We start from the raw sequence: 23,229 nt of genomic DNA, 5'->3' as shown, positions 1-23,229 counted from the left end.
CGGAAGGGCAGGATAGCCCCGGCGATCGCCGTGTGCGCAGAATCTCAACGCGCACGCAGGCATGGGCCGCACGAAGTACGGAGCGTGTTGTGTGGCTTGCGACGCACGCAAGTCCACACGCGGGGCAGCAGGGGCAACACGCGCACCGATACGTGCGCATCAGGCGTCTCGCTCACCGGGTCCGACTTGCTTTTGCGGGGTGGGTTCGATTTTTTGCCATCGTGTTGAGGCGGTTTCGCCATGGTTGCCAGGACACCTGCCATACTATGCAAAACGAGGCGTCAGCATACCACCGCGCAAATCGCGCCGGTGCTGCGTCGCAACAAGGCCGGCGCTGGGTGGCCCCGACAGACGCCGTCCCTGTGGTCGACCCGTTCGTCCGCCGGTCGCGGCGGCCTCAGACCCATGTTCCGCCCGCGCAGAGCGCTCGCCGTCCTGCGCCGATCCGATTACGTTTTGCCATGAAAATTGCCATTCTCGACGACTATCAGGACGCCGTTCGCAAGCTCGACTGCTTCTCCCTGCTGGCTGGTCACGACGTCAAGGTCTTCAACAACACGGTCAAGGGCGTCGGGCAACTCGCCGCCCGCGTCGGCGAAGCGGAAGTGCTCGTTCTGGTTCGCGAGCGCACCGCCATCACCGCCCAGCTCATCGACAAACTGCCGCGTCTGCGCATCATCAGCCAGACCGGGCGTGCCGGTGCGCACATCGACATCGACGCCTGCACCGCCCGCGGCGTGGCCGTGCTCGAGGGCATCGGCTCGCCGACCGCGCCGGCCGAACTCACCTGGGCACTGATCATGGCCGCGCAGCGCCGGATTCCTCAATATGTCTCCAGCCTCAAGCACGGTGCGTGGCAGCAGTCCGGTCTGAAATCGTCGAGCATGCCGGCGAATTTCGGGCTGGGCCAGGTGCTGCGCGGTCAGACCCTCGGCCTCTGGGGCTACGGCAAGATCGGCCGACTCGTGGCGGGCTACGGCCGCGCGTTCGGCATGGAAGTGATGGTCTGGGGCCGCGAAGGATCGCGAGAAGCCGCCGCCGCCGACGGCTTGCGCGTGGCGAACAGCAAGGAAGAACTCTTCACGCAAAGCGACGTGCTGTCGTTGCACCTGCGCCTGAACGACGAGACGCGTCACCTCGTCAAACTCGACGACCTGCTGCACATGAAGCCCACGGCACTGTTCGTGAATACGAGCCGTGCGGAACTGGTCGAAGAGAACGCATTGATCACGGCACTCAATCGGGGCCGCCCCGGCATGGCCGCCATCGACGTCTTCGAGAGCGAGCCGATTCTGCAGGGCAACCCCCTGCTGCGACTGGAGAATTGCGTGTGCACGCCGCACATCGGCTACGTCGAGCGGGAAAGCTACGAGCTGTATTTCCGCGTGGCCTTCCAGAATATCGTCGATTTCCTTAACGGCGACCGCTCGCACGTCGCCAACCCGGCCGCGCTGCTCGGTTTCGGGCGCTGATATTTGCAGCGCCGGCGAGGCGCCTACGCCATCGTGTCCCGATGTCGCAGGAAAGTCTCGCCGTCCTGGCGACCGAGCGCGAAGGCCGGGCCCATCATCTCGGGACGCGTGTAATCCCAACTCGAAATCGGCACGGGCACGGACGGCTGCACGTACAAGCGGTCCTGCCCGGCGTGATGTTGCGTAAAGATCTGCGGACGCGGATAGCGCCGCGTCACCAGCACCAGCACTCGCCCCGGCGTGACGTCGAGCGCATCGACCGGTACGTTGTCGACCATGCCCCCGTCGAGCACAGGGCGACCGTCGCGCCGCAGAATCGGCGTGAACGGCGGCGTGCATGAAGATTGCAGCATCAGATCGGCCAGGTCCGCTGTCGTCCGGCAGTCCTGCGCGCGCACGAATTCGGGGGTAAAACCGAGCTGCCTCGCGAGCGTTGGATGCAACGTGCGGCGCACGTGCTTGTCAATGTTGTAAGCCACTAGCCCGGCCGCCGTCGCCATTCGTGGCCCCAGCCAGCGCGGGATGTGCGACACGCCCACGCGAATCTCCGGCGCCGCGGCAAGTTTGTCGAGCTGGCCGTCATAGATCGCGAGCAGCGCTTGACGATAGATGCGGTAATGCGGAAACACCCGCTCACGGCGCACCAGATTGCCCCAATAGGCATTCTTGCGATTGCTCGCGAGCGCCTGCCGGTAGTAATCCATCACCCAGTCCGACGAGCGCATGTGCAGCATGCACGCCGTGGCCGCGCCGGCAGAAATGCCGGTGATGATACGCGGGCGCAGCGGCATGTCGCGCGTCACGCGCTCCCAGAATCCCGCCTGCCACCAGCAACGGTTGCCGCCCCCGGCGAATACGATCTGATCGAACACTTGCCCTCCTCGGTACTATCGCGCGAGCCACGTCGACCGCCTCGCGCCCGTGTGCTCACAGCAGCGCGTAAGTCGTCGTCGCGTGCACGGCCATCTTGCCCGACGCGTCGAGAATTTCGATTTCGCCGAACACCAGGTTCTTGCCTCGACGCAGAATTCGCGCGATCACGCGCAGATCGCCATCGGTCACCGGGCGCATGAACTGCGTGTTGAGTGTAACGGTTGTCATCGGCTGGAAGCCGCCGAGCGCGGCTGAGAGTGCCACCACCATCGCCGTGTCGGCCACGGCCATGAACACCTGCCCGCAGATCACGCCACCGCCATGCTTGAATGCGGCATCGAACGGCAATCTGAGCTCGCTTTGCTCCGGACCGGTCGCTTCGATCCGCAGATTCAATTGCCGCACCCACGGCGACACGAGTCCGTCGAGCATCTTCTGCGCTTGCACCAGCTCCATCCTGAGCGTCCTCCGGTTTCGTTGAGACGCCGATGATAGCCCCAAAACACAAGCGCCACCCCGCCAGGGGTAGCGCTTGTGTCATCCGCCAGGGTCATGCGCCTCGGTCATGCACGGGTCATGCACGCGAATACCCCTCAGCGACCCCTCATCCGTTCGTCTTGTCGTGACGAATCCGGCCGCTCTGATGATTTTCGCGGTGCTGTACGCCGACCTGCTCGCCCGCGCTCACGTGACCGTTCTTGCCGGCATGCGCTTCGGCGGCGTCGACATGCGCCTGCCCGCGCTCGAGGCTACCGGCCTGCTGGTGGGTCAACGTACCGGCGGCTTGTCCTTGCGCGATGCGCTTCTCCTGATTGACGTTGCGTTGCACGTCGGCCTGCATGCGCTCCGACGACGCCGATCCGGGATTCGCCGCCCGGCCGTTGTGCTTGAGCTGCTCGATCTTGGCGCTCTCCTTGTTCTGGGCGCGGGCAATGCGGGCCTTCTCGGCCGCCGTATCGCCGGTGTGATCGGCGTGCGCCTGCATCCGGTCGATCTTCGCCTCGCCCTTCTCGAGACGCGACGCTTCCTTCGTCGTCAACTGACCGCTCTTGAGGCCATTGTCGATGCGCTGCTGTTGCTTGACGTCGCGCGACGTCTCGGTCGTGGGCGTCTGGGCAAACGCCTGCGAGGCGAACACACCGCCCAAGGCAAGGGTTGCGGCGCTCAGAATCACGGTTTTGCGGACGTTCATAATGGAATCCTTATTGGCTTTGCACTGCTTTGAATTGGCCTGAACGCGCATGCGGTGATGCGTCTTCAGGAAACCGGCGGGGATCCGGGCCGTTGGCGGGATTGCCCGCGAATGACCGTGTCCTTATGCGGTTTAACGACGCAGGCGAGCGCCGCGCCGACAGCCGGCGTGTAACCGGGCAGTCCGAAAAGTAACCACGTGTAATCGGCGCGCCTGTCGCGATTCGCGCTATGTCCCTGAAATCGATAGGACACCCGCAGACAGCACCGTAACGATTTGATACAGTGGTGCCCATTTGGCCGGCACGCGGCGCGAGCGAGCGTGCCACTCCGTACCTGTCAGCCCCTTACGCGAATTCGCGAGTCAAGAAGGAGCCTTCCCCATGCAGAGCACCAGAGACGATCTCGGCAAACTGATCTTGCGCCTTACCCTCGGCATCCTGCTGCTGTTTCACGGCGTCAGCAAGGTCATCAACGGGATCGGCTTCATCGAGGGCATGATCACGTCGCACGGCCTGCCGAGCTTTCTCGCCTACGGCGTCTATCTCGGCGAACTGCTCGCCCCGGTCCTGCTGATTCTCGGCGTTCTCACCCGCCTGGGCGGCCTGCTCGTCGTGGGCAACATGGTGGTCGCGTTCGCGCTGGTGCACCTGAACCAACTGGGCGATCTCGCGAAGACCGGCGGCTGGTCGCTCGAACTGCAAGCCTTCTACTTGTTCATGGGCGTTTGCCTGATGCTCTTCGGCGCGGGCCGCTACAGCGTGTCGGGCGGTCGCGGCGCCTGGGACTGATCGACGGACGAAGCGCGCCAGTCGCGCGCAGTTCATGAACGGCCCGCCCTTGTCGACACCCGGCAAGGGCGGGCCGAGTCGTTTCGGAATATTGCGAATCCCGGCGCTGGTAACGTCAGGTAATACACCGGTTGCACTTTGCAACGTGTTCGCTGCGGCGATGACTTACTCTGAAACTGCCAATTCCGGCAGTATCCACAGGGAGTCAACACCATGCGCAAACTGAAGATCGCCGCCGCGTCGGCCATCCTCGTCGCCACCTCGATGCTCGGCGTCGCTCATACCGCCAATGCCGCCGATGCGGCGGCACCGGCCACGGCACCCCATGCCGCCGCGTACCACATGCGCGGCGAGCGCGGCCCGTGGGGGCTCGGCGACATGCACAAGCTGCACGATCAATTGAAACTCAACGCGCAGCAGGAACAAGCGTGGCAGCAGGCCGTGACCACGTCGAAGCAGAATCACGACGCCATGCGCAAGAATGGCGAACAGTTCCGGCAGATGATGGCGCAGACGAAGGATCAGAAGATCCTCGACCTGGCCGGCATGCGCGCCGCCCGCGAGAAGGCGTTCGACGAGAACCGTCAGCTTCGCAGCCAGACGGAGGATGCCTGGTTGAACGTGTATAACGGTCTGAACAACGACCAGAAGACGCTCGTGAGCACTACGATCAAGGCGCGCTGGGCCAAGATGAAGGCCTGGCACGACAAGGCAAGGCAACATCGCGGTCCGATGCACAAGAACGCCCCGGCCCCGCAACCGCCGGCCGGTCAAGCGCAGTAAGTCACATCGGTGCGAGTCCAGCGCCGCCGGGCACGATGGCCCGGCGCGCGCCGGTGCTCAGGTCTCGCTCCACAGGCGTAGCAGGTTGTGATAGCAGCCGACGAGCGAGCGCCGCGCGGTCTCGTCCGCGTCCGACGCGTTGAGACGCTGGATCGCGTTGTCCATGTCGAAGAGCAGCGTGCGCTGCGTGTCGTCCCTCACGAGACTCTGCACCCAGAAGAAGCACCCGACCCGCGTGCCACGCGTGATCGGGTTCACACGATGCAGGCTGGTCGCCGGATACAGCACCATGTCGCCTGCCGCCAATTTCACCTCGTGCGCCCCGTACTGATCCTCGATCACCAGTTCTCCGCCGTCGTACGCATCCGGAGACGTGAGAAAGAGCGTGGCGGAGATATCCGTGCGAATGCGCATGCCGCTGCCCGGCTGCAAACGAATCGCCCCGTCCACGTGGTGGCCGAAGTGCATGCCTTCGCCATAGCGGTTGAACATCGGCGCGTACACCTTGTTCGGCAATGCCGCGCTGATAAACAGCGGGTGTCGCTCCAGCGCACCGAGAATCACGTCGCCCAGTTCGCGAGCCACGGCCGAGCGCTCGTCGATCTGCTGGTTTTGTTTGACGGGCGCCCCCTGATAGCCCGCCGTGGCCAGGCCGTCGACCCATGCGTCGCCCGCGTTGTCGAGCGATGCGCGAACCCAGCGCACCTGATCGGCATTGAGGACATTCGGAATGCGTAGCAACATCGACGTGCGTCTCCGTCAGAACCGGTAAGTGCCCGTGAGCAGCGCCGTGCGCCCGATGCCCGGCGCAGCCCGCCCGCCGTCGGACGGCACCAGAGCGTCGAAGTAGGTCTTGTTGAACACGTTGAGCAGGTTGAGGCGAATGTCGTATTTCGGCTGATGGAAAGCGATCGTGGCGTCCCAGCGCGTGTAACCCCCCACGCGAATCAGGTTCGTGTTCGCCGCATAGCGCATTGACATGTACTTCATGCCGCCGCCCACCTCCCAGTGACCGAGCGTATAGGTCGACCAGAGCGTCAGCGAGTGTCGCGGCGTGTTGGCCAGCACATTGCCCTGCGTGCCGTCGTTCGCCTGCACCACTTCCGAGTTCAGGAACATATAGCCGCCCATCACCTGCCAGTTCGACGTGATACGGCCCGTGGCGCTCACCTGCGCACCGCGAATGCGCACCTTGCCCGCGTTCGTGTATTCGCCCGACGTGCCGGTCTGCGTGCGCGCATTGTCCTGCGTGACCTGAAACAGCGCGGTGTTGATCGCCAGATTGTCGTCGAACAGATTCCACTTGCTGCCGACTTCGAACGATTCGTTCGTCGCGGGCGGCAGGGCCTGCGTGTTGTTGGTGACGGTGAGCGTTTCAAGCGAGGGGTTGAACGACGTGCCGTACGAGAAGTAATACGATTGTGCCTCGCTCGGCTGATAGATCACGCCCGTGCGCACGCTCGTATGGTTGACCGTTTGCGTCGCGTAGCCCGGAGAACTGACGGTGTTCGAAAGCTGCGCCTTGAAGCGATCCCAGCGCAGGCCGCCCACAATCTTCCAGTGGCGGGTCAGTTCGACGGTATCGTTCGCGTAGAACGCGACGGTCTGCGCCGTTCCCTGCGCCAGGTTACCGGCGGTCGTCGTGACATTCGGCAGATTGGCATAGTACGCCGTACTGTTGGCGGGAATCCAGCCGAGGAAGCCCGTCGACTGTCCGGCGCCGGTGCGCGAATACGCCTGATTTTCATAGGTGTCCTGCCCGAACTCCGCACCGGCGATCAGGGTGTGCTTGACCGGACCGGTCGCGAATGTCTTCACGACATCGGTCTGGTTGTACAGCGACGAGTCGGTGATCTTGCGATCGTGACTCTGCAACTGCACCCAGAGCTGATCGAGCGAATACGACGGAAGTCCCGCCGTCGGACGGGCCGGCAACGACGTGAATCCCCCGGTGCCGTTGGCGACGCCCACGGCATGCGGCGACGTTTCGATGGCGTCGATGACGTAGCGGCTGTATTGCGTCTGGTTCGTGATCTTCAGACTGTCGTCGACCCTGTGCTCGATCTTGGCCGAGAGGCTCATCACGTCCTGCACCGTGCGGTCGGTCGTCAGGCCGTAGAACTGTTGCTTCGACACCGGCAGAGGACTGCCGTTGTAGCCCACGGTGCCGTAGTCCGCCATATCGCGGTTATGTTGGACGAGCGCGGAAAGCGTGATCTGTGTGGGCGTACCGATGCCAAGCTTGAGCGTGGGCGCAACGCCCCAATCCCGATTGTTCATGACGTCGCGCGTCGTATGGATATTTTGCGCAAAGCCGTTGATCCGGAACGCCGCAGTATCCGAGAGCGGATGATTGACGTCGAACGAGGTGCGGTACTGGTCGTTCGTGCCAAGCGTTCCGGAGACTTCATTCAGCGGCTTGAGATTGGCCTGCTTGCTCACCTGGTTGATGACGCCACCGGTCGAACCCCGGCCGAACAGCATGGACGACGGGCCTTCGAGCACCTCGATGGCCTCGAGATCGAACGTGTCGCGATAGTACTGGCCGCGATCGCGCAAGCCGTCGAGATAGATATCGGTGCGTGCCGCGAAACCGCGCAGATTGATGTTGTTGCCGATCTGCCCGCCCTCCGCGCCGCCGAGCGTAATGGCCGGCGAATTGCGCAGCGCGTCGGCGAACGACGTGGCGCCCTGCGCCTGCATGACCGCCTTGTCGATCACGGTGACCGATTGCGGGATGTCGCGGATCGCCGTGGGCACCTTGCCGCCGACGGTCGAGATGTCGCGCTGGTAATCATCACGAATCGACGTGCCGGACACTTCGGTCTGCGGCAACGTGGCGGCCGGCGCCGCGCCTTCCGTCGTGGTCTGCGTCGTGCTTTGGGTCGTGCCCTGGGTCGGGGCGGCAACCGTGCTCTGTGCCATGGCGGGCGAGCCATAAGCGACGGCAAACGGCGTGGCGAAGAGGGCCATCATGGCCACCGTCAGAGGCTTGCGTTGCATCATGATCGATCGGTTTCGAAAGGCGTCGTGGTCGGAAAAAGGAGGAAGAACACCGATGGGTCGCGCCGAGCCCCACGCTGACGTCTCATCCGCGATCGATGTTCTCGATATGGAGCGCGAATATAAATGAGAATGATTTACATTACAATTGCTTTACGACGAGTGACGTAAATCTCCGACAGTCATCTCGCGTCCGGCAACACCTTGGCAGCGCGACCGACCGCCCGATCGATCGCGGCATACGAGCGCAGGGACGGCGCGACGCTCGCAATGACATGTGAATTCCTCGGGTATTGCCGAAGAAATTGAGTCTCGTGTTTATACTTTGGGTTGCAGTACTGAAAGCATTCGGCCGGAGCCCCCCGGAACGGCCTTGACGTTTCGCCAGATTGCCGATGCGCCGGTCCCGATGGCAGCCCATGCCGCGCGCCGGATCCGTCGGTCGGGCACGACGACATCTTGAATTCGCCGCGCCGGTGCCACTCCCCTGGGGTGTGCGCCGGTGTTGCCTATTTGCCGTCCAGGGACAATGCAAGCCACCAGATCGCTCTACCTGCTGGGACCGATGCGGGTCGAACAAGGCAAACAAGCCTGCGCCGTGAAATACACGAAAGCGCGGGCCTGTTGGCCTACCTCGCCCTGCAACCGGGCTTCCATACGCGCGGCGCACTCGCCGACCTGTTCTGGCCCGATGAAGATGGCCAGGGGGCCGCGACAAGCTCAAGCGCATGCTCTTCCATCTGCGCGACACCCTCGGCGACGAACTCTTCGAATCCGACCGCCAGGTTGTGCGTCTGCGCCCCGAGACCGGCCTCTGGATCGACGCGCATGTCTTCGCGAGCATGATCGAGCAGGCGAATCGCACGCTCGACGCCGTGACGGGCCTGGATCTGGCCGCGCATCTACAACATCTCGCCGACGCCGTCGCGCTCTACCAAGGCCCGTTCCTGCACGGACTGTCGGTACGCGACACCCCCGATCTCGAACAGTGGATCGAGCTCCAACGCGACGAATATCAGCGCCGCCGTGTCTTTGGCGAGCGGCTGCTCGCCGACGGTTACGCCCGTCTGGGCGATCTCGATCAGGCACTCGCGCATGCACGCCAGCTCGTCGCGCTCGCCCCGTTCGACGAATCGGGCTGGCACTGTCTGCTCGCGCTGCTGCTGCGCGCCGGACGCCGCGACGAAGCCGAGACCGAATACCGCCGTCTGCGCGACATCCTCGACGAAGAACTCGGTGAGCTGCCCGGCGAGGCGCTCACCCAGTTGCTGGAGACGCCGCCCGCGCGCATGGAACAGCGCGCGACGGGCCCGGAGCGCCGCCAACTGACGGTCGTGGCCATCGAACTCGCGCCGAACGGCATCGACGATCCTGACCAGCTCGTGGGCGCGATGCGCCCGCCGCTCGTGCAGTGCGAGACGATCCTGCGCCAATCGTGGGGCTACACGGTGCGCACGCCGACAGGCGGCCTGCTCGGCTATTTCGGCTATCCCACCGCCCTCGAGGGCGCCGGGCGGCACGCCGTCGAAGCCGCCATGCGCTGCGTGCAGGCAAGCTCCGCGCGCGTTGGCATCGGTGTGGGCATTCACACCGGGCTGGTCATCAGCTCGGTGGCGGACGACAGCCCCGACACTGGCGGACGCGTCTCGCGCTCGGCCACACAGCTTGCCGACATGGCGCTCCCCGGCGAAGTGTTGATCTGCGACGCCACGCAACGTCTCATTGGCGTGGCCATCCCCACCACGTCGCACGGCAGTGTGCGCGAGCGCCACGCCCATCGCGAAATTCCGGTGTTTCGCGTCAATCCCGACCCGACGCCGGAACGCCGTTCGCGCCGTCGCGCGGCGATGCTCTTCGGCCGCGACGCCACCCTGGCGGAACTCACCGCCGCGCACACGGCCATGCGCGACGCCAGCGCCGGACACGGCGTGCTGGCACTCGTGATCGGCGAAGCCGGTATCGGCAAATCGGCGCTGGTGCGGCATTTCGTGGAGACGCGCGGCCTGCGCGCGATTGAACTGGCCTGTGCGCCGGACGGTGCAGGCACGCCCTTCCACCCGATCGCGCGCTGGCTGCGCGCGCGATCCGTCGACGACGCTGCGGAACTTCCACAACCCGCCCTGCTGGCGCATCGCCGCCTGTGCGCCCTGTTTGACCGGCATGCCGACGCCAACGTGCCGCACGCATGGAAACAGGCGGTACTCGACGAGACGCCCGCCCTGCTCTCCGCCCTGCTGCCCGATGGCGGCGTGCTGGTGCTCGACGATGCCCACTGGGCCGATCCATCCACGCTGGAATGGCTCGCGCTCATGGCGGAGAATCCGCCGCGCGGCCGCCTGTTGATGGTGTGCGCCCGGCCCGAATTCGAGCAACCGTGGCGTCATCACGTGGGCATGCGCCGGATCGACCTGGCACCGCTCGATGCAGGCGCCGCCGCGTCGATCGTGCGCGCGGCGACCCCGCGCGTGGCCCTGCCCGCCGCCCTGCGCGAGCGCATCGTGCATCTGGCCGAGGGCGTGCCGCTGTTCCTGCAAGAGCTGGCGCGGGCCACGGCGGCCCAACAGGGCGCCCGCACCGCCGCCGGCGCCATGCCCATGCCCGCGAGCCTTCAGGAACTGATGATGGCGCGTATCGACGCGGCAGGCTGCGCCAAGCCGGTCGCCCACTTCGCCTCGTGTCTCGGCCCGGCATTTCAAGCCGACCTGCTCGCCGCCGCGAGCGGACGTTCGATGGCGCTCGTCGAGCGCGCGCTCGACACGCTCGTCGCCTGCGCACTGGTGCAGCGGCAGGACAATGGCCGCTACGTCTTCCGCCACGCGCTGCTGCACAAGGCCGCCTACGACGCTCAGCCGCAGGAACGCCGTCAGGACGCGCACCGCCGAATCGCGCTCGCCATGCGCGAGCACGCCGCCGCCGCGCAGACCGAACCCGAAGTACTCGCCTGGCATTTCCGTCAGGCCGACGAACCGGACGCCGCCATCGAGCACTACCGTCTCGCGGGCGAATATGCGACCGGGCGCCAGGCGTTCCGCGAGGCGTGCGCGCACTACCAGAGCGCGCTCGACGTGCTGCGTCAGACCGGCACCGGTGCTCAGACCGCGCAGCGCGAGCTGCAACTGCGCATGGCGCTCGGCGTGCCGCTCGTCTCGCTGCACGGCTATGGCTCGGAGCCGGCGCGCCACAACTTCGAGACGGCCCTCGCGCTCGCGCAGCCAATGGGCGACGACGTCGCGCTGTTCCCGGTCTTCTGGGACTGTGGCTCGGCTCGAGCTCCTGGAGCGGCTTCGAGCGCAGCATCGAACTCGCACGCAAGCTCATCCTCATCGCGGAACAGGCCGGTGCGGCACCGTTGCTCGCCCATGCATACTACGCGCTGGGCAACAGCCTGTGCTGCCACGGCGACTTCGGCGGCGCGGTCACGGCGCTGGAAAGCAGCCTGGCCCACTATCGTCCCGAGCACGCCGATACCGGCCTGGGCGAAGACGCTCGCATCACCGCACTCTCGTTCCTCTCGTGGGCGTACTGGTTCGTCGGACGGCACGACGCGTCGCTCGCGGCCAGCGAAGCCGCGCTGGCAATGGGACGTCAGCAAGGCCGCCGCTATTCCTTTTCGTTCGCTCTGGTGTTTGCCGCGATGCTGCGCCGCCTGCGTCGCGAGGTCGCCTCCGCCGAAGCGCTGGCGAGCGAGGCCATCGAAGTCGCGTCGGAGACCGGCGTGGCGCTCTGGGCACTCGCCGGGCAGACGATTCGCGGCTGGGCGCTCGCCTCGCGCGGCGACGTGAGCGGCCTCGAGCGCATTACCGATAGCGTAGGACGCCTAAGCGAAATCATGGGCGGCGTCGAGGGCATCTTCTTCGGGCTGCTCGTGGAAGCGTGTGCCGGCACGGGCGACATTGCGCTCGGACTGCATGCGACCGAGCGCGGCACCCATGTGACCGCGCGCCGCAGCGATGCCCATTGGCAAGCGGAATTCCTGCGCCAGAAGGGGAGTTTTCTGCGCGCCGGTCATCATCCCGACGACGCCGTGCGTCCTTGGCTCGAGCATGCACTGCAGATCGCGCAGGCGCAGGCGTCGCCAATGCTCACCTTGCGCGCATCCGTCAGTCTGTTGCGCCTGGGCGGCGGCAACGCGCCGGGCGATGCCGAGTACGTGGCCGTACTGCGTGAGGCGCTCGACGCACTGCAAGGCGGCGAGACCCTTGCCGACGTGCAGGAGGCGCGTGCGGTGATCGCCGACGTTTTCGCGCGCCGGCCCGTCCTGCGCACCGCCCGCTACGGTAGCTGATCGGGCACGGGCAAGCGAATAGCGGCTATCAGGCACGACGTATGTCCGTGCGGGCCCGGCCGCTATATTGCGGCGACCGGTGCCCCCACGCCCAACCACCGAACCGACATGTCTCTCGACTCCATGCGCGCGCCCGCCGGCGCCTCGCCAGATACTCGCCTCACCGCCAGCGGCGCACCGCCCGCTTCGGTGAGTCCCCTGCCTCTCACGCACGTCGAACCCGCGGCGCCTGACGCATTGGTATCGCGGGAGGTGGTCGTCTCCGGCTGCGTCAAGCGTCGTTACTCCTTCGATCTCTGCGCGCTGATGCGCCTGCCGACGCAACTGACCGGGCCGCTCGATATCATCTGCCTGTCGGGCAGAATGGTGCGCAGCGCGAGCGAATACAAAGGCGTCAGGCTGAGCGCACTGCTCGACATCGCGCAACTGCGCCTACCGCACGCACGCGACTTCACGCGAGCCTTCGTATTGGCGCAGGGTGCCGACGGCTACACCGTCATGTTCTCGTGGCACGAGCTGTACAACACGCCGGTGGGCATCGGCGCACTCGTGGTCTATGAACGCGACGGACAGCCGCTTGACGATGACGAAGGCGGCATTGGCCTAATCTCGACGGGCGATTTTCGCGTGGCGCTACGCCAGGTACGTGCACTCAAGCGGCTTTCCGTCCATTTGGCCAATTCCCCTCCCCGTTGACGGGCCCCGCGCCGAGCGTGAGCCACTTACACTGGTGGCACTTTTCTCACGGTCACGCGAACGATGACGCCACCTCACCCCACACTAGTCGCGATGCACGCGAACGCCGCCGGCCCCTGGCGCATGCCACCCGAGTGGCATCCGCATGCCGCCTGCTGGATGGCGTGGCCGAGCCACACGGTCATGTCGGGCGCCCGCCGGCATGAAGTCGTCGGCGAGCTGGGACGCATGGCCCACGCGATCGCGCGCTTCGAGCCGCTGCATGTGGCGGTGGATCCGCATCATCTCGACGAAGCGCGCCGCCTCCTGCCGGCCAGCGCCACCCTTCACCCGATGCCCGTCGATGATCACTGGATGCGCGACACCGGCCCTACCTTCGTGCTCGACGACGCTGGGGCGCTGCACGCGCTGCGCTGGAACTTCAACGGTTGGGGACAGAAGATCCGGCCGATGCCGCACGCCGATCCGACGCTTGCGAAACGCGTCGCGCTGGCGCTCGACGTGGCTACGACGTCGATGCCGCTTGTCGCCGAGGGCGGGTCGTGGCATGTGGACGGCGAGGGCACGCTGATCGTGACGCAGACGTCGGTGCTCAATCCGAATCGCAACCCCGGACTGACGCGTCGTGAGGCAGAAGACGTGTTCCGTCATTGGCTGGGCGTGACGCACGTCGTGTGGTTGCCCGGCTCGCGGCTCGATACGATCACCGACGGTCACGTCGACGGCATCGCGAGCTTCGTGCGGCCTGGCGTGTTGCTCGCCACCGGGGCCGACGGTAATGACGAATGGGCACGTGAAGCGAGGGAAAACCTGCGAGCGCTGCGCCTGGCGCGCGATGCCCGCGGACGGCCCTTCGAGATCGGCCTGCTGCCCTGCATCGACTTCGACGCGCTGCCCGCCGCCGTCTCGGACGATCCCGACTTCGCGCCGGAGTATGTGAATTTCTATTTGCCAAACGGTGGCGTAGTGATGGCATCGTTCGGCGATTCGGCGGCCGACGCGCAGGCGCGAGACATTGTGCAGCAGGCGTTCCCCGACCGACGCATCGCGCAGGTGCCGCTGCGTGGCATTGCGCGGCGCGGCGGCGGGATTCATTGCTGCACGCAACAACAACCCGCGCCGATCTCGCCCTGAGTTGTCGGCGCGCGCCGCCCCGCGTCCGCCCCGGCCCGCCCTAACTCGACGCCGTACGACGTTTGCGCGCGGGCGCGGTCTTCGTCGCCGCGTCGGCCTTCGTGCCGGGGGTCTTCGGCTTTGCTGACGGCTTCGCGACGGCCTTCGTCGTTGGCTTCGTCGTTGGCTTCGTCGTTGGCTTCGTCGTTGGCTTCGTCGTTGGCTTCGTCGTTGGCTTCGTCGTTGGCTTCTCGGCGGGCTTCACGACAGCCTTCGTCGCGGGCTTCGCCACACGCTTCCCCTCGCCCGCCGGTGCACGCGGCGCGTTCGTCGCGAGTTGCGAGCGCACGCGCTGCTGCATGTCGACGATGTCCGAATCAAGAATGAGACGACCGCGCAGTTTCCCGTTCATCCGTTTGATATAGGTGCGCGCTTCCTGCATGTGAACCTGCATGAGTTCACGCACGCGTTGCGAATCCCCTGCGCGCGCCGCGTCGGTAATCCGACGATGGATATCGACGTTCGCCGTACCGAACTTCTCGTGCTCGCGTCGCGGCGTCTCGTTGCCGAACACAATCAGTTGGCGAATCATCTCGTTGACGAGTTCGCAGGTGAACCGCAGAAAGCTGTTGGGATTGGCCGCCGCGAGAATGTCGTGGAAGTCCATATCGGCCTGACGCTGGCGCAGCAATTCGCGCCGGTCGTGCGAAGCGGGACTGCAACACGCCATGTTGTGCTCCAGCGCGTCGAAGTCGGCCTCGGTCAGATGCGGCACCGCACCCGCGGCGAGCTCCGGCTCGAGCAGTTGGCGCACCGTGTAAATGTCGTCGATGCTTACTTCCTTGAAGAACAGGTAGTTCTGCATGAGCTGGAAGGTGCGATCGAGCGGCACCTCCACCACCATGCCGCCGCCCGACGGGCCGGTGCTCACCTTGATGAGACCCTGAACTTCGAGCGACTTGAGCGCTTCGCGAATGGTGCTCTTCGACACCGCGAACATCTGCTGCAATTCCACTTCGCGCGGCAGACGATCGCCAGCCAACAGGTTGCCCTCGGTAATCAGGCGCTTGATGGCTTCGGCGACCAGATCGCCACGTTTTTGTTGTTTGATTTCCAACGGCTCTCTCACCGTCTGCGCATCTCGTGCCATAAGGCGCCTCACAAGGGTCCGTTCACGTGGCTTGCCGGCTTGCGAACGTGTTCTACCGGCGGTGCCGGATGAGAATTTTTTCCGATTGACACCCCGAAATATTATACCTACGATCAAATTCATCCTATTTATCATAATAAATATGACGGATAGGGATAAGGCCCCGGACGTTGCCAGCTGTCACGCTCAGGTCGCTGCCGCAGATCGATTCTCGGATCGCCGGCCGGTCGGCGTGTGACGCGCTGCACGTTTGCATCCCATGAACGATTGCTCCCTTCCCTGGAGACCCAATTGAATCGTCGTGAACTGTTGAAGCTCGCCGCTGCGGCGTCTCTGCCTGCCTCCTTGATCTCCGCGCGCGACGTGTTCGCGCAGACCACCGGCGCCATCCAGTTGGCGTGTCCGGTACCGATGTCGGGGCCCTTCGCGGCCAACGGCAAGTTTGCCGATCTGGGCATGAAGCTCGTTGTCGAGCAATACGGCAAGGTGGTTGGCCGACCGCTCGCCTATACCACCCTCGATACCGAAGGCAAGCCCGCCACGGCCATCCGTCGCGTGCAGGAAATCGCGCAGCAGAAGGGCGCGCGCTTCTTCGCGGGCGGCATTCTGTCGTCCGAAGCACTCGCCATGGGTAAGGAAGTCGAGAAGGCCGGCGGCATATTCATCACCACGGCCGGCGCCGACGAAATCACAGGCAAGGACTGCAACAGCGCCACGTTCCGCTGGTCGGTGCCGACCTTCGGCGCCATCGAGCAAACGGTGCGCCCGCTCATCGAATCGATGCCCAAGGCCAAGCGCTGGTACACGATTACGCCGCAATACGTGTTCGGCGAAGGCTTGCTCACGGCCGCGAAGAACGTCTTCAAGGAAAAAGGCATCGAGCACGTTGGCAACAGCTACCACTCGCTGTCGGAGAAGGAGTTCTCGGGCTATCTCACCAACGCGGTCGCCGCCAAGCCCGACGTGCTGCTGCTCCTGAACTTCGGCTCGCAATCTTCCGACACGTTGCGTCAGGCAGTGAGCTTCGGCATGAAGAACAACTGCACGATCCTGATGGCGTGGGCCTCCGGCCTGGAGCAGTTCGAGACGCTGGGCGCCGATCTGTGCGAGGGGGTGTACTTCGGTGCGCAGTACTGGCACGCAGTGGCCTCGCCGCTGAACCTCGATCTCGTCAAGCGCACGCAGGCACGCTTCAAGCAGAACCCGAACTACAGCCTCGCGGGCTCGTATATCTGCACGAAGCTCATGCTCGACGGCATGATCAAGGCCGGCAGCGCCGATCCGAAGGCCGTCATCGCCGCGATGGAAGGCATGAAGTACGACGGGCTCACCGGGCCGGAAGAGATCCGCAAGGGTGACCACCAGGTGCTCAAGAACTACTATCTGCTCAAGGGCAAGGCCAAATCGAAGATGCGCAACGCCGACGATTTCGCCGACATTGTCAGCGCCGGGAAATCGTTCCTGCCGCTCGACAAGACCGAGTGCAAGCTGGCCTGAGCCGGTAGCGCGGCGCGCCGCCGCTGCGCGAACGCTCACGCCGTGTCGCTCGCGGGGACGCCTGGCCGTCCCCGCAAGTGTCGTCTGTGCCGCGCGGCGAAAGCCGGACGGCACACGGTGCTCCACGTCCACCCAAGCTCTTCGGGACGCGCATGAACGTCTATTTTCTGCAGGTCATCAACGGCGTCGGGATCGGCATGTTGTACTTCCTGCTCGCCGTCGGGTTATCCATCATCTTCGGCCTGCTGCGCTTCGTGAATTTCGCGCACGGCGCCTTCTATGTGCTCGGCGCGTATTGCTGCTACCAGGCGATGCAATGGGGCCTGTCGTTCTGGCTTGCGCTGATCGTCTGCCCGATCGTCGTCGGCGCCCTCGCCTGGATCGCCGAGAAGCTGCTGCTTTCGCGCATCTACGAGAAAGCGCACGAATTCCACATCCTCGTCACGGTCGGCCTGGCGCTCGTCGTCCAGGAACTGGTCATCATCATCTGGGGCCCGCTCGGCGATAACGTCGCGGTGCCTGCGGCGCTCGACGGCGTGGTGATGTGGGGCAGCTTCATCTATCCGAAGTACCGGCTCTTCCTCATCGGCTTCACCGTCGTGTTCGCTGGCGTGCTCTGGTGGCTGCTCGAAGGCACGCGCCTGGGCAGCGCGGTGCGCGCGGGCAGCGAGTCGTCCGAGATGGTGTCGCTGCTCGGCATCAACGTGTTCCGGGTGTTCAGCCTTGCGTTCGCGCTCGGCGCGGGCACCGCCGCGCTGGCGGGGGTATTGGCGGCGCCGGTGCGCGGTGTCGACCCGTTCATGGGGATCGAGGCGCTGGGCATCGCCTTCGTGGTGGTCGTCATCGGTGGCATGGGCAGTTTCGCCGGGGCGCTCGTGGGCGGCCTCGTGATCGGTATCGTGCAAAGCCTGATGAGCACGATCTGGCCGGAAGGCGCGCGACTGATGATTTATGTGGCGATGGCGGCGGTGCTGCTCATGCGCCCGCACGGCCTGCTCGGGAGGGGATGATGCTGGTACGTTACCGCTTTTGGCTGCTCGCCGCCGCCGTCACGCTGATCCTGCCGGTCACGCTGTCCTCGGGCACGCTCGCGACTGAAGTGCTCGTCTATGCGCTGGCCGCGCTCGGCTGCAATCTGCTGCTCGGCTACACCGGTCTGCTCTCGTTCGGCCAGGGCATCTTCTTCGGCCTGGGTAGCTACACGCTGGGCATCCTGCTCACGCGCTGGGCGCTGCCCATGCCGCTCGCCGTCGTCGCGGCGATCGTCTTGGGCGCCGCGGTCGCGGCCATCGTCGGCAGCTTTGCGATCCGGCAGAAGGGCACCTACTTCGTAATGCTCACGCTGGCGTGCGCGCAGATGTTCTACTTCCTCGCCTACACGGCGACGGACTGGACGGGCGGCGACAATGGGCTGCTGGACATCCCGCGTCATTCGCTCGCGCTGGGCGGCAAGACGCTGATCCCGCTCGAGACGCCATGGCAGTACTACACCTTCGTCGCCGTCGTCTTCCTGATCGTCTTCGCGGGGCTTTTGCGCGTGGCCGATTCCGTGTTCGGCCGCACGCTGCTCGCCATTCGCGACAACGAGGCCCGCGCGGCCGCCGTCGGCTATCACGTGAAGACCTTCAAACTCGTGGCCTTCGCCATCTCGGGTGCCGTCACGGCGTTGGCGGGCGCGTTGCACGCGCTCATGACGGGCATCGCACCGCTGTCCAATATCGAGTACCACTCAAGCGAAATGATCCTTGTGATGACGGTGATCGGCGGCACGGGCAATCTCTTCGCGTCAGTGCTGGGCGCGGCGTTCTACGTGCTCGCCGCCGATTGGCTCTCCACGCTCTGGCCGCGCTGGCTGCTGTTGCTCGGCCTGCTGCTCATCGCCGTAAGCCTGTTCATGCATCGCGGTCTGTGGGGCGTGGGCGAATCGCTGTGGTGTCGCGTCACCGGCAAGCGCAGCGATTCAGATGGCAAGTTGGATACGCAGGGAGACCCGACATGAGCGATGCTCTCATCGAAGCCACCGGCATCGTCAAACGCTACGGCAAGTTCACCGCGTTGCATGGCGTCGATCTGCGAGTGGCCCCCCGCACAGTGCACTCGGTCATCGGGCCGAACGGCGCGGGCAAAACCACGCTGTTCCACATGCTCACCGGCACAGTGCCAGTCTCTGGCGGGCGCATCCTGTTCGACGGTCACGACGTGACCACCGAAGCCGATTTCCGGCGTGTCCAGCGCGGCATTGCACGTTCGTTCCAGGTGACGGCGCTCTTCCAGAACCTGTCGGTGCGCGAGAACCTGCGGCTGGCTGCGCTGGGGGTGACGCCGCGCCGTGCGCTCTCGTGCTGGCGCAAGGCCGACGGCCCGCGTGCCTGTGCGTCCGTCGTCGACGATGTGCTCACGCGCCTCGCGCTCACGCGTCATGCCGGCACCGCGGCGGGTGCGCTCTCGCACGGGCAGCAACGCCGTCTCGAAGTGGGCATGGCGCTCGCGGCGCGTCCCAAGGCGATCTTCCTCGACGAGCCGACGTCGGGCATGGGCATCGACGATCTCGACGACATGAAGCAGCTCATTCGCGGTCTGCGCGACGATCACACGGTCGTGCTCATCGAGCACAACATGAACATCGTGATGGACATCTCCGACACGATCACCGTCATGCAGCAAGGCCGCGTGCTGGTCGAAGGCAAGCCGGACGCCATTCGCGCCGACGAACGCGTGCGCGCCGCCTATCTCGGCAACATGATTACCGGAGGCCGCGCATGATCCTCGACGTCGCAGGCATTCACAGCTATTACGGCAAGAGCCACATCCTGCAAGGCGTAACGCTGAGCGTTGGCGACGGCGAACTCGTCACGCTGCTCGGTCGCAACGGCGCGGGTAAGTCGACCACGCTCAAGACCATCGCGGGCGTCGTACCGCCCAAGGCCGGCAGCATCACGTTCCTGGGCAAGCCCGTCGCCGGACAACCGGCGCACCGAATCGCCGCGCGCGGCGTGTGCTTCGTGCCCGAGCATCGCGGCATCTTCAAACTGCTCACCGTCGAGGAGAACCTCAAGCTCGGGGCGCGACGCGATTCGCCCTGGCAGCTTGCCGACATCTACCGCATCTTTCCGCGGTTGCAGGAGCGTCGCAAGAACGGTGGCGCGCAACTCTCCGGCGGCGAGCAGCAGATGCTGGCCATCGGACGCGCGCTGATGAATCACCCGCGTCTGCTCATGCTCGACGAGCCGGTCGAAGGACTCGCCCCGGTGATCGTCGAGGAGATCGTGGCGCAGTTGAAGCTCATCAAGCAAGCGGGCGTCGCGATCCTGCTCGTCGAACAGAATCTGGAGGTCTGCACGCAGCTCGCCGACCGGCATTACATCGTCGAGCAAGGCGTGATCGTGTATGGCGCGGACAACGCCGCGTTTCTCGCCGACGAGGTCGTCAAGGACCGTTACCTCGGTGTAGGCGTGGCCTGAGCCGCGTGGCCCCGATTTTCCCCGAAGCGCGCCGCCACACCCCCATGCGAAGGGGTGAGCGCGCCACTCTGCCAACGCAGGCGCCAGCGCGAGCGTCGCGGCGTCTGCCCTGAAGGACTGATGAACATGGAACGTCTCGATCAACCGTCACCCGCAGTACGCGTCGACGGCGCGCGCCTGTGGGACAGCCTCATGCAACTCGCGCAAATCGGCGCAACCGAGAAGGGGGGCGTATGCCGTCTCGCGCTGACCGAACTCGACCGGCAGGGCCGCGATCGATTTGTCACCTGGGCCAAGGAGATCGGCTGCACGGTGCGTGTCGACGCGATCGGCAACATCTTTGCGCGACGCGCCGGCCGCAACGACGCGCTGCCGCCCGTCATGACCGGCAGCCACATCGACACCCAGCCAACCGGCGGCAAGTTCGACGGCAACTATGGCGTACTCGCCGGGCTTGAAGTGCTGCGCACGCTCAACGACAACGGCATCGTGACCGAGGCCCCGCTCGAAGTCGCCGTCTGGACCAACGAGGAGGGGTCGCGTTTCGTGCCCGTGATGATGGGGTCCGGTGTCTACGCCGGCGCCTTCACGCTGGATCACGCGCTCGCGCAGAAAGATCGAGAGGGCGTGAGCGTCGCCGACGCGTTGCGCGCCATCGGCTACGCGGGCTCCGCGCCGGCGGTAGGTCAAGCGGGCGCGGTCGGCGCGTACTTCGAAGCGCACATCGAGCAAGGCCCGGTCCTCGAAGCGCATGGGAAGACGATCGGTGTAGTGCAGGGCGCCCTCGGTCAGCGCTGGTACGACGTGACCGTCACGGGCATGGAGGCTCACGCGGGCCCCACGCCGATGGAACTACGTCGCGATGCGCTGCTCGCCGCCGCGCAGCTGATCCAGGCGGTGAACCGCATCGCCTGCGAGCACGCGCCCCATGCGCGCGGCACCGTGGGCTGGGTCGACAACTATCCGAATTCGCGCAACGTGATTCCGGGCCGCGTGACGCTCTCCGTCGATCTGCGCGCGGCCGACGACGCCACGCTCGACGCGCTCGACGCCAAGCTGCGCGCCGAGTGCGACGCGTTGCGCACGAACGGCATCGACGTCGCCATCGAGCCGGTCGTGTACTTCCCGCCGCAGCCGTTTGCACCGGCACTGGTCGACGCGATTCGCTCGGGCGCGCAGGCACTCGGGCTGTCGTCGATGGATGCCATCAGCGGTGCGGGGCACGATGCGGTCTATCTGGCGCGCGTCGCGCCGACGGCGATGATCTTCGTGCCGTGCAAGGACGGCATCAGTCACAACGAAATCGAAGACGCCGATCCGGCGCATCTCGAAGCCGGTTGCAACGTGTTGCTGCAAGCGATGTTGCAACGTGCGGGGGGTGTCGCATGAAAGTGATGATCGCGCGGATGAATCACGAGACGAATACATTCTCGCCGGTGCCCACACCGCTCGACGCCTTCGGCCCTCACGGACCCACGTATGACGAAGCGGCCTATCGCGATAACAAGGGCATGCGCACGGCAATGGCCGCGTTCATCGATCTCGCCGAGGCCGCCGGGGCGCAGATCGTGACACCCGTCTGCGCTGCCGCCAACCCGAGCGGCCCGGTAGCGGCGAGCGCCTACGACGCCCTGTGCGACCGGATTGTGGCTGCGGCGAGCGGCGTCGATGCGATCCTGCTCGATCTGCATGGCGCGATGGTCGCGGAAAACAGCGACGACGGCGAGGGCGATCTGCTCGAGCGCGTGCGCGCCGTCGCACCCGATACGCCGATTGCCGTCGCGCTCGACCTGCATGCCAACGTCACGCAAAAGATCGTCGCGAACGCCGATATCGTCGTGGGATTCAAGACGTATCCGCACATCGACATGTACGAGACCGGCGAGCACGCGGGGCGCCTGCTCTTCGAGATGTTGAAGGGCAAACGCCGCCCTCGCGTGGTGTGGCAACAACCGCCGTTGATGGTGCACACGCTGCGCAGCACGAGCCACGGGGGTGCGATGAAGCGCGCGCTCGACGCCGCGCGGCGTGCCGAAGCCGAGGAGGGTATTCCGGCCGTGTCGGTGTTTTCGGGTTTTTCGCTCGCGGACATCCCCGCGCCTTGCATCAGCGTGGTCGTGACGGCTGGCGACGGGGAGGACGGCGTGGCACGCGCCCAGGCCGTCGCTGACCGTATCGCCGCGCAGATATGGGAGGCGCGCGACGAGTTCGTTTACCGCAGCGCGCCGCTCGGCGAGTCGATCGCCGAAGCGAAACGTCTGGCCGACGGCGCCGACAAGCCGGTGCTGCTGCTCGATCACAGCGACAACTGCATGTCCGGCGGCACATGCGACACGATGGACGTGCTCGAAGCAGCGCTCGCGGCCGGGCTCACCGGTATCGGCGTCGGCCCGCTGTGCGATCCGGAAGCGGTCGCAACGTTGATCGCCGCGGGCGAGGGCGCCGAGGTGACGCTCGCCGTCGGCAACAAACGGCCGCTGACGCAGTTGGGCATCGTCAAGACACCGCCGGTCCTCACGGGCATCGTGCGCAAGATCAGCGATGGCGAGTATGTCGTGAGCGGCCCGACTTACACGGGGCAACGCTGCTACATGGGCCGCACGGTGCTGTTCGATATCGGGCCGGCTCGCATCGTGGTGACCGAGCGCACGCACGAGCCATGGGATCACGGTGTGTTCACGTGCGTCGGCCTCGACCCGCGCAACGAACGCTTCCTGCTGCTCAAGTCGCGCATGTACTGTCGACCGGTGTTCGTGCCGATCTCGGCAGGGCTGGTCGAATGCGACAGCGACGGCGTGACGAGTTCAAATTACGCGCTTTTCCCGTTCTCGCGCGTGAACCGTCCGATGTATCCGCTGGATCGGGAGGTGAAGTTCGGCGGATGAGTATGCGGCGGCGGGCCTTTACGGCCCGC

19 protein-coding genes and 1 pseudogene are annotated in these 23,229 nt (G+C 65.5%); 14 read left to right on the top strand and 6 right to left on the bottom strand.

What is annotated here, in order from left to right; genetic code table 11:
• Positions 1-461 precede the first annotated feature (461 nt).
• Positions 462-1,472: a D-2-hydroxyacid dehydrogenase family protein gene (locus DRB87_RS00835; RefSeq protein WP_130024506.1), complete on the top strand. Its 1,011-nt coding sequence runs from the start codon at positions 462-464 to the stop codon at positions 1,470-1,472.
• A 23-nt stretch (positions 1,473-1,495) separates the two neighbouring features.
• On the opposite strand, the gene DRB87_RS00830 is transcribed toward DRB87_RS00835, so the two are convergent.
• The 3 genes from DRB87_RS00830 to DRB87_RS00820 form a co-directional block, all read right to left on the bottom strand.
• On the bottom strand, positions 1,496-2,344 hold the full coding sequence (locus DRB87_RS00830) for a patatin-like phospholipase family protein (RefSeq protein ID WP_130024505.1): 849 nt from the start codon (positions 2,342-2,344) through the stop codon (positions 1,496-1,498).
• A gap of 55 nt (positions 2,345-2,399) precedes the next feature.
• Positions 2,400-2,801 carry a PaaI family thioesterase gene (locus DRB87_RS00825; protein WP_130024504.1) on the bottom strand — a complete coding sequence of 134 codons (402 nt, stop codon included), beginning with the start codon at positions 2,799-2,801 and terminating at the stop codon, positions 2,400-2,402.
• Between the two features lie 148 nt (positions 2,802-2,949).
• Entirely contained in the window at positions 2,950-3,537 is a 588-nt protein-coding gene (locus tag DRB87_RS00820; RefSeq protein ID WP_240756129.1) for a hypothetical protein, read from the bottom strand.
• A gap of 382 nt (positions 3,538-3,919) precedes the next feature.
• On the opposite strand from DRB87_RS00820, the gene DRB87_RS00815 reads away from it, so the two are divergent.
• Both DRB87_RS00815 and DRB87_RS00810 read left to right on the top strand, forming a co-directional pair.
• A complete protein-coding gene (locus DRB87_RS00815) occupies positions 3,920-4,327 on the top strand; it encodes a DoxX family protein (protein WP_130024502.1) in 408 nt (135 codons plus the stop codon).
• A 213-nt stretch (positions 4,328-4,540) separates the two neighbouring features.
• A complete protein-coding gene (locus DRB87_RS00810) occupies positions 4,541-5,110 on the top strand; it encodes a periplasmic heavy metal sensor (protein ID WP_130024501.1) in 570 nt (189 codons plus the stop codon).
• Between the two features lie 57 nt (positions 5,111-5,167).
• Here DRB87_RS00810 and DRB87_RS00805 read toward each other — a convergent pair whose 3' ends face one another.
• On the bottom strand, positions 5,168-5,854 hold the full coding sequence (locus DRB87_RS00805; RefSeq protein WP_130024500.1) for a Fe2+-dependent dioxygenase: 687 nt from the start codon (positions 5,852-5,854) through the stop codon (positions 5,168-5,170).
• A gap of 15 nt (positions 5,855-5,869) precedes the next feature.
• Entirely contained in the window at positions 5,870-8,116 is a 2,247-nt protein-coding gene (locus DRB87_RS00800) for a TonB-dependent siderophore receptor (protein ID WP_130024499.1), read from the bottom strand.
• A gap of 725 nt (positions 8,117-8,841) precedes the next feature.
• Between DRB87_RS00800 and DRB87_RS00795 the strand changes: the two genes are divergently transcribed.
• The 4 genes from DRB87_RS00795 (at position 8,842) to DRB87_RS00785 (ending at position 14,228) form a co-directional block, all read left to right on the top strand.
• The gene (locus tag DRB87_RS00795; RefSeq protein ID WP_130024498.1) at positions 8,842-11,895 is read left to right on the top strand and encodes a BTAD domain-containing putative transcriptional regulator; all 3,054 of its coding nucleotides are present in this window, start codon (positions 8,842-8,844) and stop codon (positions 11,893-11,895) included.
• Positions 11,829-12,398, top strand: coding sequence for a hypothetical protein (locus tag DRB87_RS22925; protein ID WP_165385217.1), 570 nt, complete (start codon positions 11,829-11,831; stop codon positions 12,396-12,398). The genes DRB87_RS00795 and DRB87_RS22925 overlap by 67 nt, the downstream gene beginning before the upstream one ends.
• Positions 12,399-12,506: 108 nt before the next feature.
• Positions 12,507-13,094 (top strand): molybdopterin-dependent oxidoreductase, encoded by a 588-nt coding sequence (locus DRB87_RS00790; protein ID WP_130024497.1) that lies wholly within the window; start codon positions 12,507-12,509, stop codon positions 13,092-13,094.
• Positions 13,095-13,157: 63 nt separating this feature from the next.
• Positions 13,158-14,228, top strand: coding sequence for an agmatine/peptidylarginine deiminase (locus DRB87_RS00785; protein WP_130024496.1), 1,071 nt, complete (start codon positions 13,158-13,160; stop codon positions 14,226-14,228).
• A 286-nt stretch (positions 14,229-14,514) separates the two neighbouring features.
• Here the strand turns inward: DRB87_RS00785 and DRB87_RS00780 are convergent.
• Positions 14,515-15,357 (bottom strand): annotated as a pseudogene (locus DRB87_RS00780) (FadR/GntR family transcriptional regulator); the annotation flags it as partial.
• 291 nt (positions 15,358-15,648) lie between these two features.
• Here DRB87_RS00780 and DRB87_RS00775 point away from each other — a divergent pair.
• The 7 genes from DRB87_RS00775 (at position 15,649) to DRB87_RS00745 (ending at position 23,200) form a co-directional block, all read left to right on the top strand.
• Entirely contained in the window at positions 15,649-16,854 is a 1,206-nt protein-coding gene (locus DRB87_RS00775; protein WP_130024495.1) for an ABC transporter substrate-binding protein, read from the top strand.
• Between the two features lie 152 nt (positions 16,855-17,006).
• Positions 17,007-17,864, top strand: coding sequence for a branched-chain amino acid ABC transporter permease (locus DRB87_RS00770; protein WP_130024494.1), 858 nt, complete (start codon positions 17,007-17,009; stop codon positions 17,862-17,864).
• The gene (locus DRB87_RS00765; RefSeq protein WP_130027645.1) at positions 17,864-18,853 is read left to right on the top strand and encodes a branched-chain amino acid ABC transporter permease; all 990 of its coding nucleotides are present in this window, start codon (positions 17,864-17,866) and stop codon (positions 18,851-18,853) included. Before DRB87_RS00770 ends, DRB87_RS00765 begins: the two co-directional genes overlap by 1 nt.
• The gene (locus DRB87_RS00760; RefSeq protein WP_130024493.1) at positions 18,850-19,617 is read left to right on the top strand and encodes an ABC transporter ATP-binding protein; all 768 of its coding nucleotides are present in this window, start codon (positions 18,850-18,852) and stop codon (positions 19,615-19,617) included. Before DRB87_RS00765 ends, DRB87_RS00760 begins: the two co-directional genes overlap by 4 nt.
• Entirely contained in the window at positions 19,614-20,315 is a 702-nt protein-coding gene (locus DRB87_RS00755) for an ABC transporter ATP-binding protein (RefSeq protein ID WP_130024492.1), read from the top strand. Before DRB87_RS00760 ends, DRB87_RS00755 begins: the two co-directional genes overlap by 4 nt.
• Before the next feature lie 126 nt (positions 20,316-20,441).
• Positions 20,442-21,704: a Zn-dependent hydrolase gene (locus DRB87_RS00750; protein WP_130024491.1), complete on the top strand. Its 1,263-nt coding sequence runs from the start codon at positions 20,442-20,444 to the stop codon at positions 21,702-21,704.
• Complete coding sequence (locus tag DRB87_RS00745; RefSeq protein ID WP_130024490.1) at positions 21,701-23,200, top strand: M81 family metallopeptidase; 1,500 nt, start codon at positions 21,701-21,703, stop codon at positions 23,198-23,200. Before DRB87_RS00750 ends, DRB87_RS00745 begins: the two co-directional genes overlap by 4 nt.
• The last annotated feature ends 29 nt before the right edge of the window (positions 23,201-23,229 follow it).

Origin of the sequence: Pandoraea sp. XY-2 (genome assembly GCF_004193915.1) — a bacterium.
GTDB lineage: Bacteria > Pseudomonadota > Gammaproteobacteria > Burkholderiales > Burkholderiaceae > Pandoraea > Pandoraea cepalis.
This window is presented reverse-complemented; position numbering and strand designations above follow the sequence as displayed.